The sequence below is a fragment of the Parabacteroides caecihominis genome, from assembly GCF_023656785.1.
In the GTDB taxonomy this organism is placed as follows: domain Bacteria; phylum Bacteroidota; class Bacteroidia; order Bacteroidales; family Tannerellaceae; genus Parabacteroides; species Parabacteroides segnis.
This window is the reverse complement of the sequence record NZ_JAMOKS010000006.1, coordinates 62,605-80,074: the sequence shown is the minus strand read 5'-3', so window position 1 is coordinate 80,074 and position 17,470 is coordinate 62,605. Positions and strand designations below refer to the sequence as shown.

Below are 17,470 nucleotides of genomic sequence, written 5' to 3'. Positions count from 1 at the left end.
ATATAGATATTATGAAGAATCTGATAAATATATTAGTTGTTACTTTTACATTGTGCTGTTCTTCCTGTGCAGATTTGGATATAGCTTCCGATGGGCGTGTGTCGTTGAATGATATTTTTAATCGATATGAACGTACATCTGCTTATTACTCCAATTGCTTGGGATATATGCCTCAGGTTGGATTTACGTATGAAAATACGAATACTCCTTTGGCTTCTTTTTGTGATGAAGCCCATGATGCAAATGACAACCAGGACGGACCGGTATCCAAGTGGTATAAAGGATATACGACTCCTGAATATAACCCTTTAACAGCCAGTTATATGGATCCTTGGTCGCATTATTTTGAAGGTATTCGTCGTTGTAATACTTTTTTGCTTTGTATAAATGATCCGGAAATGGCCACTTATACTTTTAATGAAGTAGAAAAAAATGGTTGGATTGCCGAGGTTCGTGTTGCACGTGCGTTTTATTATTTACAATTGATAAAACGTTATGGGGGAGTTCCTCTAATAGAAACTCCTTACGAGACGAATCATGATTTCTCGACAGATAAACGTGCCTCTTTTGAGGAATGTGCAGATTTTATTATTTCAGAATGTGATAAGGCTTTGGCTACGGTAGAGTCCGAAGGGCAATCAATTGGTTTTCGTTGGCAAATAAATGATAACGAAAGAGGAAAATTGACACGTGCTTTTGCTTGTGCTGTGAAATCTCAGACGGCTTTATATGCAGCAAGTCCTTTATGGAATGAGAACGGAAGCAGTAAATACACATGGGAGAAAACAACAGAAATTACCAAAGAGGCTTTAGATCTTTGTTTGCAACATGGTTTTGAGTTGTATAGTCAGGCTCCGGATCCTGCAATCGCTCAGAATGCATATGCCTATTATTTCATTACTCGTTCAGATCCTAGCCGTTCATGGGATAGGGAAACTATCTATGAAACGACCTCCTGGCGTTCAAATGTCTGGAAGTTTGCCGGGACTCCTATTACAAATGGTATGGAAAAGGCTGGAGCCGGACCCTCGCAGGAGTTGGTAGATAGTTATGAAATGATTGATGGTACTCAACCCATTTTAGGTTATTCGGATGCAGAGCATTTGCGGCCGATATTAAATACGGCTTCTTCTTATGATCCGAAAAATCCGTATGCGAATCGTGATCCTCGTTTCTATGCGTCGGTTTATTATAATGGGACTATTCGGTATTTAGATCAACCTAATGGAGATGTTGTAGAAACATATGTGGGTGGAAATTGTGGTATCTCTGATAAGGTGACGGATATCCGTTATACTCGTACGGGATATTATATGCGTAAATTCAATAATTTCAAATCCGGAATCGGGCAGGATGCAGATGGACTTATGCGTATTTTTCGCTTGGCTGAATTATATTTGAATTTTGCAGAGGCTGCTTATCAGGCTGTAGGTCCAGATGGACAAGTGGTATCCAAAGTAGGGGCAGAGGCGTTATCTGCCAGAGATGCTGTTAATAAAATCAGGGTTCGTGCCGGTATACCGGCATTATCGTCAGGTATGTCGAAAGATTCTTTTGAAAAACGTTATCGAAATGAACGTCGTGTAGAATTAGCTTTCGAAGAACATCGTTTCTTTGATGTTCGTCGTTGGAAAATTTTAAATGAAACAGATGATTTTGTGACAGGTATGAAAATTGTAAAAGAGGAGGATGGTACTTTCACATACAATCGAATCAAACTTGCATCGCGCGGGACAAATGCAGATAAATATTTGCTCTACCCGATTAAACAGACAGAAGTAGCCAAGATGTTGAAACATACGGGTGCTAACTGGCAGAATCCGGGATGGTAATTGAAGATATAATTAAAAAAAGTATACAATGAAGAAATATATTCTATTAGTAATGTTCATCTCGCTTTTTATTTATGCATGCGACGATGATGACAATAATAAGGGCCATATAGATCCTGTCAGCAATGTGGAGTGTATACCTTTTATTGGTTCTGTCACATTGAATTGGGTGAATCCAACAGATGCCAATTATTATTATACATTGATTTCCTATCGAAATTCCCAAGGAGAAAATGTGAATAAAAAGGTTAGTAAATATAGTGCTGATGCTAATAGCAACGTATCGGTTGTTGTTGGAGGATTTACAGATACGGAAGAACATGAGTTTGTTTTGACATCTTATGGATATGGTGGAGAATCCTCATCTTCTGTAATGGTGAAAGGTGTTCCTCAGGGTATAGAGGAGGCAAAAGATTATGTAATCGAAACCGTTGAAATGGAACCGGCAAGTGGTGGCGCAAAGATTTCCTGGACAAATGAGACATTTGTGGGAGTTGACCTGATAGTTTCATATTTGGATAAAAATAATGTGAAACAGGTAGTTACAATTGATGCAACTCAAACAGGGGTATATGTTGTTACCGGTTTTATCGCTGAAACAAAATTGACGGTTTATGCAGTGAATCAAGCGGATGGTGGAAAGTCTGTAGAAAAAGAGTATGTGATTACTCCGGTTATTGATCCGGATGATGTTGTTTATCCCGATGTGGAATATGTAACTTTCCAGGCTACAATTAATGATATGACATTGGTTGCTTCTAATCCGGAGAATTCAAATGAATATACGATTGTAACAACAGGAGAGGACCCTTATATTTATTCAAATGGCTTAGCTGCCGCAAAAAAAGGTTCTACCATGGTATTCCGATATAAGTCTACTAAAAGTGTTAAGTTACAAATATTCTGGTGTACTTCGTCTTCCGGACCATCTGAAGCTAATTCGACAACGATAGAGTTTCCGGCAGCAGAAGAATGGACAACATTTGAACAGGACTATACAGCCGGAATGGCTACTGTCGGCTGGGGTAATTCAGGTGATTATATGCGTTGTGATTTCGGTACAAATGCTGATGTTACAATAAATATCAGAAATATACGATTTAAATGACTTTTCGATAAATGATAGAGAGGGTGTATACAGGAGTTTCCAAGAATTTCTTGTATCGCCCTCCTCTATAGATATGGAGAAGTCTTTAAATATATCTTTATATGATATTTGCATCTGATATGATTAAAATAGGAAATGTATGAAGTCAAAGAGTTTTTGTTTATTATTACTTTTCATTTCTCTTTTAGGGTTGAGATGTACTGAGAACTGTGCCGGGAGTAAAGCGAAGGTGGTGGATTTGAAGTGCCGTGGTCTGGTAACCCCGGAAGGAATAGATGAAGCCGTTTTTAGTTGGAAAATCGAGTCAGAGGAGAATGGCTTTATTCAGTCTGCTTGGGAAATAGAGGTTGCTTCTTCCCGAGAGGATTTGCAGGATGGTAATTATATTTGGAATTCAGGAAAGACTGTTTCAGAACAGCAAGTGAATGTACGTCCGGATATCGCAATACTAGAAAGAGGGCCACTTTATTGGTGGCGTTTGCGCATTTGGGATGGAAAAGGACAAGTAACGGTCTGGAGTGAGCCTTCTTTTTTCTCTTTGGGGTTAAATACGTCTGATTGGAAAGCTAAGTGGATAACTTCTGTTTGGAAAAAAGATAGTCCGATGCCTTATTTTCGTAAAGTATTTGATACAGGGAAGGCAGAATCGAAACTACAGAGAGCCGTTGTCTATTTTTGTGGTTTAGGATGTGGTGATCTTTATTTGAATGGTGAACTTGTCGATAAAAAACGAATCCTTGACCCTGCGCAAACGAATTATGAGCAGTATGCCCTGTATTCTACATTTGATATCACATCCGGGTTAGTGAAAGGTGAAAATTGTTTAGGTGTGATACTTGGTGAAGGTTGGTACGGGCAAAACAGTGTCTGGGGACCTTGGGCTAAATATGGCGATCCTCTTTTTAGATTACAAATGGAAATAACTTATGAGGATGGTTCTAAGGAAATGATTGTTTCAGATGAATCCTGGCTGTGGACTTCCGGACCTGTGTTAAAGGGTAATATATATGCTGGTGAGGTGTATGATGCTACAAAGGAAATTAAAGGTTGGTCAGAAGTTGGAACTCAACTGAATGGATGGAAAAATGCTGTAGTTGCAGAAGGTGTTATTCCGGTGAATTTGTTTCCTCATGTTATGGAATCTATTTGTTTGAAGAATGAAATTAGAGCGGTAAAAAAATGGAAGGATCCTTCCGGAAATTGGATATTTGACTTTGGGGTTAATATTGCCGGTGTACCACAAATAACGGTAAATCAGCCAAAAGGAACACATTTGAAAATGCGGATGGGGGAACTTCTTCGTGAGGATGGTTCAATCGAATATAATACAACCGGAGTCTTTGCTACAGGTGTTGTACAAACAGATGAATACATTTGTGCCGGAAACGGTCGTGAAGTCTGGAACCCTCGTTTTACCTACCATGGCTATCGCTATTTGGAACTTTCCGGTCTGGCAGCAGAGCCTGAATTGGATTGGATAAAGACAATTGTTGTACATACGGATGTCAATAAGAGAGGTGAATTTGAATGTTCTGATGAACAAATTAATAAATTGCATGAGTTAGCGGTCAGGACAATGCTCAATAATACGCATGGTTTGCCGACGGATTGTCCTCACAGAGAACGATGTGGTTGGTTGGGAGATGCACATACCGTAGCTCCTTTTGAGAATTATAATTTTGACCTGAATAATTTTTGGATGAAATATATGGAAGATATCAGTTCGACTTCTTCCGCATTTGAGAAAAATACACTTCATCAAAAACTTTTTAATACAATATTTTATTTTGCAGATAAAGCGCCGGGAATCCCATATATGATTTCTCCGGGAAAACGTCTTTGTGGGGTTGCTTCTCCGGATTGGGGGACGGCCGTAGTTCAATTACCCTGGTACACTTATTTATATTTCGGCAATGAAGAGCCTTTGCATAAATATTATCAGGAAATGAAACAATGGGTGGATCACGTGGAGAGTTTAACGCTTAATGATACGCTTTCAACCAAACATATTGTACCTTACGGATTGGGTGACTGGTGTCCGCCGGAAGGAAATAATGCGATTGATTGTCCTGTTGCTTTGAGTTCTACAGCTTTCCATTATCTTGATGCTTCGATTTTGGCTAAAACGGCTGCTATATTAGGAAAGAATGATGATGCCGGATATTACAGTGGTTTGAAGGATAAGATTGCAGCTGCTTTTGTTGCCGAATTTTACGATAAAGAAAGTACAACATTCGGTAGTCAGACTGCTGATGCAATGGCTCTTGATTTTGGACTGGTTCCTGCCGGAGATGAAAAAGCTGTTTCTGATGCGATTGTCAGGAATATGAAAGAAAAATATGATGGTTTTATGCATACGGGAATATTTGGTCTAGGACGTATTGGGCAAGCATTATCACGTTTTGGCAATAGTAAAATGGCATGGGATATGTTTACTAAAACAGGTGAGAATAGTTTTGCTTATATGTGGACGGATGCTGATGCTACATCTCTTTGGGAGATTCTTCCGGTAAATGGAAAGAGTAAGGAAATGTGTTTGGCAGGATCTTCACTTAATCATCCCATGCAGGGTGGTTATGACACTTGGTTTTATGAAGATATAGCAGGCATACGACCGGATGTGTCAGGTCCGGGTTTTAAAGTTATACACTTTGAACCAACAATGACATCTTATCTTTCCTGGGCAAAAGCTTCGATAGAAACACCTTATGGGAGAACGGCAAGCGAATGGTCCCAAGAAGAAAATAGTTTGGTATGGATAATAACATTACCTCCTAATACATCAGGCATTGTAGCATTACCTGATAGTAAAAAGATACATGTAAACAAACGTTCTTTTAATAAGGCTGATTATCCACTTATTGGAAGCGAGGAGGAAGTGTCTCTTTATAAATTTCCATCGGGAGTATACCAAATAGAAATTTATAAAGAATAAAGAAATATATAATTCGTTTTGAATCAGTTTTGTCTTATTTTTATAAACTCTGAATTTATAGATTATGAAACATGTTAATGGTCTTTGTATAAATCAATTATGGACTTTTGGACTGATAGGGATAATGGCCCTGTCGGGATGTGGAAATCAAAAGGATACCGTTCATTCGAATGTGAATATGCCTGATTCTTGTTGGGATACTTATTCTGATACCTGGGTGGCAACAGATGCTTTGGGACGGACTATGCCGACACAGGAAGAGGTCGGAAATGTCAAAGATGATAAGCGTCGTGTGGTTGGTATTTTTTATATCACGTGGCATTCGGATAATTTGGCTAATTTGAAGGCTCCTTATCGTGCTGATGTAAGTAAGGTGTTGGAAGAAGCTCCCGAAGCTCGTCTGGATGCTAATCATCCGGCATGGACAGAAGGTTCTTACCATTGGGGGGAACCTGAATTGGGATATTTCCTTAGTCGTGATGAATATGTGATTCGTAAAGATATGTCGATGCTGGCCGATGCCGGTGTGGATGTATTAGTTATGGATGTAACAAATGCAGTCCGTTATTGGGATGAGTGGGAAACTCTGTTTACAACGATGCAAAAAATGAAAGCGGAAGGTAACAAAGTCCCTCAATTTTGTTTTTGGGCTTTCAACGGACCTGTGATTTCTGTTGTACAAGATTTATATGATAAAGTATATAAAGAAAATAAATATAAGGATTTATGGTTCTACTGGGGGGATAAACCTTTACTGTTGTATAACGGAAAACCGACAATGGATGCTAATGGCGGAGGTGTGAAGAACCCGAATCCTCATTATGATCCCAAAGCATTGACTGACCCTTCACATCCTCACTATAATGATCCGGATTACATAAACGAGTTTTATACGGATTATACCCAGGATGTGAAAGATTTTTTCACGCTCAGAACCATGTGGTGGGGATACTATGAGTGGGCTGGTGAACGTTTTGTCGGAACAGAAGGAAACTGGAGCTTTGGCTACGATTTGGGTGACGAACGAGTATGTAAAATGTCTCCGTCGGATTTGGTCGCAACTTATCAGGGAGAAAAAGAACAAGCTGTGGTTACTCCGGCTCAACATCCTATTTCCATAATCGGAAAATCCTGGACTCGTGATAAAAAGGAACCGAAGTTGAATGACCATGATATGCCTGAACCGACTTATGTCTCCTGGCTAGGGAAGACTGTAAATGATCCTACAGCATACGGTATCTATTTTCAGGATCGCTGGGATGAAGCATTGAAAAACGATCCTCAGTTTCTGTATTTGAATGACTGGAATGAATGGACTGCTGGAAAATATAACTCAGGGAAAGCTCCCGGGTCCGAATTACCCGGACCGACAGAATTTTTGGGACGTAAAAATCCGTTTTATTTTGTAGATCAGTATAATGCAGAATTTAATCGTACAATCCAACCGATGAAAGGTGGCTATACGGACAACTATTATATGCAGATGGCACAGAATATTCGTCGTTATAAAGGAGTTCGTCCCATACCACAGAGTAGTGGATACCAGAAAATCCGAATAGACGGGACATTTAAGGAATGGGATAAAGTCAAGGTTGAATATCGGGATACCAAAGGAGATGTAACTCATCGTGACCATAAAGGATATGGCGGAAATCATTATGTAAATAATTCTGGTAGAAATGATATTTTTTTATCGAAAGTAGCAGTAGATAAGGATAATATATTCTTTTATGTGGAAACGATGGATAAATTGTCCCCATTTTCTGATCCGAACTGGATGTTATTACTTATCGATGCGGATAATAATGCTTCGACCGGCTGGTACGGTTATGATTTTATAGTAAATAAAAAGGTTGTTGATGCGCAGTTGACAGAATTAATGAGGTATGATGAACAAGCCGGAGAGTGGAAGAAAGTAAATACATTGTCATATCGGGTGAATGGAAATCAATTGGAATTATCAATACCTCGTGCAGATTTGGGATTAATTGATGATTCATTTGTCTTTGATTTTAAATGGACTGATAATCCCGCAAATTTGAAAGATCCTATATCATTGTGTGTAGATGGCGATGCGGCTCCTAACCGAAGATTTAATTATCGCTATATCTGGAATAAATAAAATCGCGCAATAGAAAGCGTCTGTTTATAATATGAAATAACCTTAACAGCTAATGTCTGTTAAAACGTTGGCTGTTAAGGTTACTTTCTTTTCTATTTGTTTTTGTTCAGCCCGGCCCGGATGCGGCTGAGTGACTGGGGAGTTACACCGATGTATCCGGCTATCTCTTTCAAAGGAACGCTATTAAACAACTCCGGCATCTTTTTGATGAAAGCCAGGTAACGCTTTTCCGCCTTCGGGCTGGATATATCGACCAGAACATCATCTTCATTAACGAGTATATCCATCAGAAGACCTTGTATCCATTTCAGAAAAGCCGGCGAAGACTCCGACAGTTTTTGTATTGTGCTGTTTCTCATTTCGATGGCAATACTGTCACTCGACGAACAGATTGTGTAACGTGAAGGATGTCCGCGGAAATATCCCCAGGAAGAGAATATGGTTTCCCCGGGGATAGCAAACCAAAGGGTTTGCTGTTCGCCTTCTTCTTCGATGTAGGCTCTCCATACACCTTTGTCCAGAAAATAGATGGAATCGTCCGTCTTGCCTTCCCCAATGACAATACTGCCTTTGGGGAAATGCAGGATACGGAGTGTCTGCCGGAGCAATGTCATTTCCGTATCGCTTAGGTTACACCGGTTGTCTATTTCTTCAATTAATTTATCCATTCCTACGTACTTTATCTACAATTAATAAAATGACGATAACAACTGTTGTGGTAATATCCCCTGCTGCTACTGCCAGCCATATACCATTGACATCCAGTAGTAAAGGTAATGTGAAAAAGAATACGACAGGCAATATTCCCCGTAAAACTGTCAGTGATATCGCACGCCGTAACCGTTCGATACTGGTATAATAACCGATTATGATGATGTTGATACCGAAAAACAGGTAATCGGTAGCAAACAGCGGTAAGCCGGCTACTGCATATCCCCATGCTGCACAAGCTGTATCGGGAATGAAAAGAGTAACGATGCTCCGGGTAAAACATATAAACAGGAGCATGATGCTGAATGCGAATGCCAAAGTGAAAAGCATGGATAAACGTAAAGCGTTATCCGAACGTTTCATCTGTCCGCATCCGTAGTTATAACTGATAATCGGCTGTGCGGACTGTACGGTTGCGTTGAAAACCATGAATATGATTGGGAACAGGTAGCAAATGACACTGTAAGCCGCTACGCCGTCGGCTCCCATATAATCCATAAAAACATAGTTGCCGGAAATAATCATAACGGATATCGTTATCTCACTAAGGAATACGGAAAAGCCGAGCTTAATCATATAACCTACATTCCGGAGCGTCAACAGCAAACTCTTGACACTCAGCTTCAACCACACGAACCGTATGGCTATCGAATGCCGGAACAGATAGACAATCATAATGGCGGCACCAACAAACTCACCTATATCTGTTGCAATCGCTGCCCCGAACAATCCCCATTTGAAAACAAAAATAAACAAATAGTCGAGAATAATATTCACAACGGTAGCAGCCAGCATCGCCCACATGGATATCTTGGGATTCGTCAGCCGGATAAAAAATGGAAGGGCAACCACCAGTACCGTAAACGGCAGGCTGATGGAAAACCAGAATAAATATTCAACCACCATATCCATCAGATATTCATCGGAGCCGAAGAGGGTGGCTATCTTATGCGGAAATATCGTTAGCAACAACGTCATAACGAGGCTGATGAATACCAATGCGATGACCGACTGGGTAAAATTAATATTCGCAACTTTCTTTTTACCCTGCGACAAATTGATGGAAGTGAGTATCCCGCCTCCCATGCCGAACATCAATCCGACTCCGGTAATAATCATAAAAATAGGGGCGGATATATTGACCGCTGCCATAGCATCACTCCCAATCCCGTTCCCGACGAAAATACCGTCTACAACGGTAAATAGTGCCGATGCGGCCATCCCCATAATGGTAGGAACCAGTAATTTGGTAAATAGTTTTCCTACGCTCATGCTTTTGAAATCAAGGCTATCCCTCTGCATATCAATTAGTTTTTAATAATAACGCCCGCAAAGGTAGGCCTTTAACCCCCGGATGAACTTACCAATTGGTAATAAATGAAAATAGATAAAATATTATATTGTAGATTGAAAAATATTCGTTTTTAAATGTGTTTGCTTCTGAATATCTACTGGTGATGATAATCAATTTCAAACCAGTGAAAGTGTTTTTTATTAAGGTATATTTGCTTATTTTTTTATTGTTCCGAATAAACTATTCTGTTAATAACCAGTCAAACAAAGCGACAAAAAATTGGAATAGATAGATATTTGGACTATGATGAAGAAGAAGATGAGTATTGTGCTGGCCGGAATGCTTTTGTGTTTTGCTCCGGACATGTTTGCAAATGAAACGGATGGAAAGATTAAAGGTATTGTAATGGACGGCGAACTGGGTGGACCGTTGGAGTTTGTTACAGTGCAGGTTAAGGCAAAAGGTTCGGATAAGATAGTGCAGGGTTCCGTTACCGGGAGTGACGGAAATTACACTATCGGCGGATTGAAGAAAGGGGAATATGTAGTTACTTTTTCTTATATCGGCTATGAAGAAGTGTCTAAAAATATTTCTATCAGTAGCGACAACCAGATTTTGAGTCTGGGAGAGTTGACACTGACAGAAGATGCCAATCAATTGGGAGAAGTGGAAGTGGTGGCGAAACGGCCTCAGATGCGGTTCGAGATTGACAGGAAAGTCTTTGATGCGACGCAGGATATTGCGGCCGAAGGTGGTTCGGCAAGCGACCTGTTATCCAATATCCCGTCTGTAGAAGTAGATAATGAAGGCTCGGTGTCGTTGCGGGGAAACTCCAGTGTAACGATTTGGATTAATGGTAAAGCATCGGGTCTAACGGCTGATAACCAGGCGGATATTCTGGATATGATGCCGGCCGGAGATATCAAGCAGGTAGAAGTTATCACCAACCCTTCTGCCAGATATAGCCCTGAGGGTACAGCCGGTATTATCAATATTATATTGAAGGATGACCGGAAACCCGGTTATTACGGAAGCGTAAAAGTCGGAGCCGATACGGACGGAGGGTATCAGGCGAGTGGTAACATCAATTACAGCAGTAGTAAAGTGGATGCTTATGCCAATCTGAATTACCGTAACCGTGAGTTTAAGGGAGGAGGCATCACGAGTCGTCTGAATACGACGGACAACAGTTTTCTCGACCAGACCAATGATTCCGAACGGCAGCATAATAATTGGTTCGGACGTTTTGGCGCCACCTGGCATATCACTAAAAGCGATGACCTGGCATTTAATGTAACCGGTATGACCGGTGGTGGAGACAATAGTGAGAATATCCATTATAACTCTATCGACAGTCAGAAGAATACAATCTACACCAGCGACCGTATGACCAATGGCGATTCGGATATGAAAATGTATAATCTGGAACTGAATTATGTTCATAAGTTCTCGGAAAACAGTAACATCGACCTGACGGTCAGCAATAACCAGTGGAGACGGGACGGAATGGATATTTTCCGGCAATCGACTGTCTATACGGACCCTTCCCAAACCGCTAATCCTCTTTATCAGACTCAGGAGAATGATATAAAGGACAAAACCTGGGAAGTCCAGGCCGACTACACCAATAAAATATCCGATATGGCCCGCATCGAGGCCGGCTATAAGGGTACTTTTCAGCGAAATGCCAGTCCGGTTGATACCTATACCGGAACGACAGCCGAAGATATCCGACAGGACGAGTCGCTTTACAACCGCTTCCTTTATAATCAGGATGTACATGCTCTTTATATGACATACGGCGGAAAATGGAATAAATTAAGTTACCAGGCCGGTCTGCGCGGTGAGTACTGGCGGGTGGATACCCGTTCGCTTGATTTCGACCAGGAGTTTAACGGCAAAGCCTCCGAGGCTTTTGAAAAAGATTATTTTAAACTTTTCCCGAGTGCGTTCATTTCTTATTCCTTGCCGAAAAACAATGAGTTGCAGGTGAATTATACACGCCGTCTGCGTCGTCCGTGGGGAGGACAGTTGAACTCTTTCCGTAATATATCCGATGCTTCCAATATCTCTTTCGGTAATCCGGAGTTGACACCGGAGTATTCTCACTCATTTGAATTGAATTATATCAAGAGTTGGGAATCGGGACATACTTTGTCTTTATCCGGTTACTATCGTTCGACGGATGATGTAATCCAGCGCATCCGTTTTCTGAATACGGAAGACAATGTAATGTATACCACCAGTGAGAATGTGGCAAAATCGCAGGCCAGCGGTCTGGAAATCGTAGGGAAGGATAAATTATTCAAGATACTCGATTTGACAACGACAGTCAACCTCTATTATTCTAAATTGGATGGTTTCAGTTATCTGCCGCAAGGTGCGGAAACACCGGTTATCGGAGATACGGATGAGAGTTTTGCCTGGAACGTCCGTATGATTGCCAACTTCAGCCTTCCCTGGGGCGTCTCTTTGCAGGGAACAGGTAATTATAATTCCAAACAGTTGATGGCACAGGGACATCGCGAACCGAATTATTCGGTCGACCTGGGCTTGCGTAAATCTTTCCTGAGCGATAAACTGACCTTGAGCATTAATGCCCGAGACTTGTTGGATTCCCGCAAATTCCGTACCGTTACAGCCGGCGACGGTTTCTGGCAGGACTCTGAGAACTGGCGTGGCGGAAGACGTGTAGGTTTCACGCTGACTTACAACTTCGGCAACATGAACAAGAAAAAAGATAAAAGCAAGAGCAGAAGCGAAGAGCCGGATATGTTTGATATGGAGTGATGCGTAAGAATGAAAGAGAGTAAGATTTTATATCCTTCTCCATTGTTATCCCGATACATAAAGTATTATTGGGTATTGAAAACTGATGGAATAGAACCTGTATTAATACAGACTATTCCGTCAGGATGCGTACATCTTGTTTTCCATCGGGGAGATAATTTGAATATTCAATCGAAAGGCTGGCAACCCAAGAATTTTGTCCGGGGACAGTTCTCAATATCCGGAAATCTGATTTCGAAGGGGAATATTGATATGATTGCGATTATCTTCCATCCTTTAGGTTTGAATCCTTTTGTACGATGTCCGATGAGTGAGTTGTATAATCGTTATGTTGATGTGGAGGATTTAGAGGATGCAGAGTTGAACCATCTTAAACGTATTGTTTCGAGTGAAAGGGAGGCTCAGGTTTGTATTCAGCAAATCGAATCATTTTTAATGAGACGGCTAGTTGATATCGGTCATAACTACAATCGGATAGAAAGTGTTATCCGGTTGATTGCTAATTATCCTCAAACAGATGTGGATACTCTGGCAAAGGACGCTTGTTTGGGATATAGGCAATTCAAAAGGATTTTCACAGAATACGTAGGAATGAATCCGAAAGAATATTATAAGGTTATTCGCTTTCAACGAATTTTGTATATGTTGCAAGATAATCCGGAGATGGAATTTACTGATTTGTCTTATTTGTGCGGATTTTATGACCCATCCCATCTGGTAAAAGACTTCAGGGAGTTCTCGGGTTGTTCGCCTACTCAATACCTGTCTTCACGTTCTCCGTATTCAACATTCTTTTCAAAGGATTGTAGGTTGAATAGTATTAAATATCATTGATTTCCATAGAGGAAGCCTTATAAAGTCAGTTTTTTACAAGTACCAAATGCATTAACGGCTTATTTTTGCAGAATATTCAACATTAAAGAATTATGCAAAAACAAGATTTTACTGCTATAACAACTGGTATAGCCAGGGTTATCGAAACGGAGGAAGGTGTATTAAACAGTTTGTCTGTAGAAGCTATAACCTTAAGGCGGAATAGCCAAAATCGGACTATAAAGCAAATACTGGGCCACCTGATTGATTCGGCCTCTAATAATCATCAACGAATGGTTAGGTTGCAGTATAGTAAGGATTTACTTTTTTTTCCGGATTACCGTCAGGATAATGATTTGTGGATAGCTTTGCAAGATTATCAACATACAGATTGGTCTAATTTGATTCAGTTATGGAAATTCTATAATTTACATATCATTCAGGTGATTCAATCTGTCGATAAAAGCAAGCTGGATAGTTATTGGTGTGATTTTGAAGGGACAAAAGTAACATTAAAGGATATGATAGAAGGCTATTTAGACCATTTGCTTCTTCATGTCGGAGAGATTCATGAATTGATGGTGGAACATACGAATCTTTGAATAATAACAAAGTCCTTTTTTTACACCGCTTTCCAGTAAAGAAGGATTATTTTTGCTGGCATAATAAAGCAAAATGGAAAAATTTCAGCTAGTACAACCGTCCAAGCTGTTAAGGCCATACGTGAAACAGTATTGGTTTTTGGCGATTGATAACGCGGAACGAAGTTCGCAGCGTTATGTGCCATCTGGTTGTGCTGTGCTTGCGTTCCACCGGGGTGACAAAATCTATTCAACTTTGCATCAGGAGATGCAGCCTCGTTCCAGTTTGTGCGGACAATCTGTTTCGTACACTGATGTTGTTTATTCCGGTAATCTCAATCTGGTTATGGTTATTTTCCAACCGGTTGCAGCACGGGTTGTATTAGGGATTCCTATGAATAATTTGCGGGATAAGAATGTAGATGTAGAGTTATTGGGAGATGCATCTTTGATTGAATTGGAGAAATGGATAATGGAAACGGAGGATAATAACCAATGTGTATATCTGATAGAACAATATCTGTTAAAAAAGTTATACGGTTTTACTTCCGAGCGGTTTGCCAGAATGAATGCGGTTGTTCAGTCTATTAATGACGGACAGCAGGATATTACGGAGCTTTCTCAGTCTGCTTGTCTCGGATATAAGCAATTCAAACGGGTATTTACTGAATATACAGGTTTAAATCCGAAAGAGTTTTTGCAAATAGCACGTTTCCGGAATGCTTTACATTGTTTACATGCTGGTTCGCAAATTCGTTTGAACCAGTTGGCTTATGATTGGGGATATTGTGATAAATCGCATCTGATAAAAGATTTCAAAACCTTTATGGGGTACACTCCAAAGGAATATCTTTCTATTTGTGATTCTTATTCGGAATATCTTTCTTTATTCAATTCTGTTTTTATCAATGGAGAACGGGAAACTAAAAGTAATAGATTATGAAGATATTGATTTATGGTGCCGGAGTAATAGGTTGTACGTATGGCTGGCAATTGGCAGAGGCCGGACACGATGTTACGTTACTTGTCCGGAAGGAACAGAAACAATTGATAGATGAACAAGGTATTCATATTATTTGTCAGGATTTTAGGAGCGGTATAAAGAAGACGGTTGATACAGTCTTTCGTCCTCATGTGGTTGACGGACTGGATGCACGGAATGATTTTGAATACATAATTGTGGCAACGAATAAGATACAACTACCGGATGTGTTGCCGGTTTTAGGTGTGTCCGCCGGCAAAGCGCATGTGATGTTCTTTCAGAATAATTGGGATTGTTTTGATGAGATTGCCCGTTTTCTGAAACCTGAACAGTATTTTTTCGGCTTTCCATTCATGGTAGGAGGTGGAAGAGAGGCGAACGGAATACATTGTGTTATTTCGGGAATGAAATATTCCCATACTCCTATCGGGGAGGTGGATGGAGAGATGACTCCCCGTGTGCGGAAAATGGTTCAGGCGTTGAACGAAGCACATCTGAAACCTGTCCTGTCCCGACAGATATTACTTTGGATAATTACCCATTACGCTGCGGCGGCGGGATTGACTGCCGGAATATTGAGTGCAGGCAGTGCAGCCAGGTTTGTGAATGACTCCGCTACTATTCGAACTACTATCTGCGCCATTCGTGAGGGTTTTTCTATTTGCTTGAAGCGTGGATATGCTGCCAAGGAAGAGAAAGCAAATAAATTGTATCGATTGCCTTTGTTTCTAAGTGTTCCGATTGCCAGGAAGATATATGGCAACGAGGCTTTACAACTTATGTTTGACGGTCATGTGAGTCATTCTCCTAAAGAGGTACGGCAAATGATTGAAGATATGATTGCCTACGGGATAAAATACGATATTGCCACTCCTCATTTAGCCAAATTAAAAGATACAATATAAATAATAAGTATTTTGTCTCAGAAAACAAAAAAAGCAGCTACTTTAAAAGTAACTGCTTGATTTTCAGTGGTACCACCAGGAATCGAACCGGGGACACAAGGATTTTCAGTCCTTTGCTCTACCAACTGAGCTATGGTACCGTTTGTTTTGTTTAACGGGTGCAAAGGTAGGGAAAATATGATACATTCCAAATGTTTCCTGAAAAAAATGTCGAAAAAAATGCATTTGAAGAAATTGAAGGGATGAATGCTATATTTTTTTGAAAAAAAACATCGAAAGTGTTTGCGGATTCAAAAATAGTTGTACCTTTGCAGCCGTAATCAAAAACGGGATGTAGCACAGTTGGCTAGCGCGCCACGTTCGGGACGTGGAGGTCGGAAGTTCGAGTCTTCTCATCCCGACTACAAAAAGAGGTAAATCATTTCTGATTTACCTCTTTTTTGATATCCTTTATACGTACATTATATATATAAGGACTTCCGCATCCGGAAATTGCTCATTTCAACATTATTTACTTTGACAAGCTGTTCCTGTTCTACAATGAACCCTCGTTTTTCGAAAAAAGGACGGGCGGTAATACTCACTTCTGAAAAGAGGTTGGGTATATGATTGTTTCGTGCAAAATCTTCTGCAAAATCCAATAACATGGTGGCAATACCTTTACCACAGAATTGGGGTAGTATGAACATACTGTGTAAATATCCTTGGCTATTAAAAGAAGTGAATCCTGTTATCCGGAAAGATTTTGTTTCTTCTGCAACGATAAATTGCAGGCCGCTTGTGAATAATTCCTGCCAACGTTCGGGAGAGGCACGTTGTACCCAAGCTTCGATTTGTTTGGGCGTATAATCTTTTTTACAATTATTTCTTACACTCAGCTCGAAGACGGAGTGAAGTTCCGGAAGATCGCCTGCTTCAGCTTTTCTCAGGCGGACCGGTTTTAACTGCATATGCAGGATTGGATAAGCTTTTCCCTGTCCGTCGATAGCATCCCGCGCTATAACTTCGAATCCTCTGTTCTGGTAAAAATGCAGGGCTTGGGTATTTTGCTCGTTTACATCTACCTTCTGCATCTTCTTTTCCCGTATGGCATATTCAAGCAATGTTTTTCCCAAGCCTTTTCCTTGCTGTGCAGGATGAACAAAAAGCATTTCGATCAGTTCGTCGCTTAATCCCATAAAGGCGGTGATTTGCTCTGTTTTTCTGTCTCTTATAATGTAGAGTTCTACTGCACGGAAATATTCGTTTCTTATCAGAGGTTTGTAATATTGGATATCATCTTCCGTCAGGAAATGATGAGTGCTGCGTACAGATGCTTCCCATAGCTGGATTAGTTCGTCGTAATCTCTAATGGAAGTAGCTTCATACATTGTTTGTTGTTGCTTTTCTTTCATGAT

Annotated in this window: 12 protein-coding genes and 2 tRNA genes; 10 read left to right on the top strand and 4 right to left on the bottom strand. The window is 40.4% G+C overall.

The window, feature by feature from the left end:
* The first annotated feature begins 11 nt into the window (after positions 1-11).
* The 4 genes from NBH14_RS06285 (at position 12) to NBH14_RS06270 (ending at position 7,997) form a co-directional block, all read left to right on the top strand.
* Positions 12-1,832 carry a RagB/SusD family nutrient uptake outer membrane protein gene (locus NBH14_RS06285; RefSeq protein ID WP_186958295.1) on the top strand — a complete coding sequence of 607 codons (1,821 nt, stop codon included), beginning with the start codon at positions 12-14 and terminating at the stop codon, positions 1,830-1,832.
* A gap of 28 nt (positions 1,833-1,860) precedes the next feature.
* Positions 1,861-2,940: a DUF4959 domain-containing protein gene (locus NBH14_RS06280; protein WP_250817259.1), complete on the top strand. Its 1,080-nt coding sequence runs from the start codon at positions 1,861-1,863 to the stop codon at positions 2,938-2,940.
* A 139-nt stretch (positions 2,941-3,079) separates the two neighbouring features.
* Positions 3,080-5,875: a family 78 glycoside hydrolase catalytic domain gene (locus NBH14_RS06275; RefSeq protein WP_186958292.1), complete on the top strand. Its 2,796-nt coding sequence runs from the start codon at positions 3,080-3,082 to the stop codon at positions 5,873-5,875.
* A gap of 64 nt (positions 5,876-5,939) precedes the next feature.
* Positions 5,940-7,997, top strand: a complete 2,058-nt coding sequence (locus NBH14_RS06270; protein WP_186958291.1) for a glycoside hydrolase family 71/99 protein — start codon at positions 5,940-5,942, stop codon at positions 7,995-7,997.
* A 92-nt stretch (positions 7,998-8,089) separates the two neighbouring features.
* Here NBH14_RS06270 and NBH14_RS06265 read toward each other — a convergent pair whose 3' ends face one another.
* On the bottom strand, positions 8,090-8,665 hold the full coding sequence (locus NBH14_RS06265) for a Crp/Fnr family transcriptional regulator (RefSeq protein WP_007654061.1): 576 nt from the start codon (positions 8,663-8,665) through the stop codon (positions 8,090-8,092).
* Positions 8,658-10,010 (bottom strand): MATE family efflux transporter, encoded by a 1,353-nt coding sequence (locus tag NBH14_RS06260; RefSeq protein ID WP_186958290.1) that lies wholly within the window; start codon positions 10,008-10,010, stop codon positions 8,658-8,660. The genes NBH14_RS06265 and NBH14_RS06260 overlap by 8 nt, the downstream gene beginning before the upstream one ends.
* A 295-nt stretch (positions 10,011-10,305) precedes the next feature.
* Here NBH14_RS06260 and NBH14_RS06255 point away from each other — a divergent pair, with 295 nt between their 5' ends.
* From NBH14_RS06255 to NBH14_RS06235, 5 genes are all read left to right on the top strand, one after another.
* The gene (locus tag NBH14_RS06255) at positions 10,306-12,792 is read left to right on the top strand and encodes a TonB-dependent receptor (protein WP_186958289.1); all 2,487 of its coding nucleotides are present in this window, start codon (positions 10,306-10,308) and stop codon (positions 12,790-12,792) included.
* A gap of 9 nt (positions 12,793-12,801) precedes the next feature.
* Entirely contained in the window at positions 12,802-13,626 is an 825-nt protein-coding gene (locus tag NBH14_RS06250; protein WP_186958288.1) for an AraC family transcriptional regulator, read from the top strand.
* 92 nt (positions 13,627-13,718) lie between these two features.
* Positions 13,719-14,207: a DinB family protein gene (locus NBH14_RS06245; RefSeq protein ID WP_186958287.1), complete on the top strand. Its 489-nt coding sequence runs from the start codon at positions 13,719-13,721 to the stop codon at positions 14,205-14,207.
* 73 nt (positions 14,208-14,280) lie between these two features.
* The gene (locus tag NBH14_RS06240) at positions 14,281-15,129 is read left to right on the top strand and encodes an AraC family transcriptional regulator (protein WP_128134592.1); all 849 of its coding nucleotides are present in this window, start codon (positions 14,281-14,283) and stop codon (positions 15,127-15,129) included.
* Complete coding sequence (locus NBH14_RS06235) at positions 15,126-16,073, top strand: ketopantoate reductase family protein (RefSeq protein WP_186958286.1); 948 nt, start codon at positions 15,126-15,128, stop codon at positions 16,071-16,073. Before NBH14_RS06240 ends, NBH14_RS06235 begins: the two co-directional genes overlap by 4 nt.
* A gap of 67 nt (positions 16,074-16,140) precedes the next feature.
* Here the strand turns inward: NBH14_RS06235 and NBH14_RS06230 are convergent.
* Positions 16,141-16,213 (bottom strand) — tRNA-Phe (locus NBH14_RS06230).
* 187 nt (positions 16,214-16,400) lie between these two features.
* Between NBH14_RS06230 and NBH14_RS06225 the strand changes: the two genes are divergently transcribed.
* Positions 16,401-16,474 (top strand) — tRNA-Pro (locus NBH14_RS06225).
* 60 nt (positions 16,475-16,534) lie between these two features.
* On the opposite strand, the gene NBH14_RS06220 is transcribed toward NBH14_RS06225, so the two are convergent.
* The gene (locus tag NBH14_RS06220; protein WP_186958285.1) at positions 16,535-17,467 is read right to left on the bottom strand and encodes a GNAT family N-acetyltransferase; all 933 of its coding nucleotides are present in this window, start codon (positions 17,465-17,467) and stop codon (positions 16,535-16,537) included.
* Between the last annotated feature and the right edge of the window lie 3 nt (positions 17,468-17,470).

What these genes read in the sequence shown, in the direction of transcription:
- NBH14_RS06285 (WP_186958295.1), top strand. Translation starts at nt 12, where the DNA reads ATGAAGAATCTGATAAATATATTAGTTGTTACTTTTACATTGTGCTGT.
- NBH14_RS06280 (WP_250817259.1), top strand. Translation starts at nt 1,861, where the DNA reads ATGAAGAAATATATTCTATTAGTAATGTTCATCTCGCTTTTTATTTAT.
- NBH14_RS06275 (WP_186958292.1), top strand. Translation starts at nt 3,080, where the DNA reads ATGAAGTCAAAGAGTTTTTGTTTATTATTACTTTTCATTTCTCTTTTA.
- NBH14_RS06270 (WP_186958291.1), top strand. Translation starts at nt 5,940, where the DNA reads ATGAAACATGTTAATGGTCTTTGTATAAATCAATTATGGACTTTTGGA.
- NBH14_RS06265 (WP_007654061.1), bottom strand. Translation starts at nt 8,665, where the DNA reads ATGGATAAATTAATTGAAGAAATAGACAACCGGTGTAACCTAAGCGAT.
- NBH14_RS06260 (WP_186958290.1), bottom strand. Translation starts at nt 10,010, where the DNA reads ATGCAGAGGGATAGCCTTGATTTCAAAAGCATGAGCGTAGGAAAACTA.
- NBH14_RS06255 (WP_186958289.1), top strand. Translation starts at nt 10,306, where the DNA reads ATGATGAAGAAGAAGATGAGTATTGTGCTGGCCGGAATGCTTTTGTGT.
- NBH14_RS06250 (WP_186958288.1), top strand. Translation starts at nt 12,802, where the DNA reads ATGAAAGAGAGTAAGATTTTATATCCTTCTCCATTGTTATCCCGATAC.
- NBH14_RS06245 (WP_186958287.1), top strand. Translation starts at nt 13,719, where the DNA reads ATGCAAAAACAAGATTTTACTGCTATAACAACTGGTATAGCCAGGGTT.
- NBH14_RS06240 (WP_128134592.1), top strand. Translation starts at nt 14,281, where the DNA reads ATGGAAAAATTTCAGCTAGTACAACCGTCCAAGCTGTTAAGGCCATAC.
- NBH14_RS06235 (WP_186958286.1), top strand. Translation starts at nt 15,126, where the DNA reads ATGAAGATATTGATTTATGGTGCCGGAGTAATAGGTTGTACGTATGGC.
- NBH14_RS06220 (WP_186958285.1), bottom strand. Translation starts at nt 17,467, where the DNA reads ATGAAAGAAAAGCAACAACAAACAATGTATGAAGCTACTTCCATTAGA.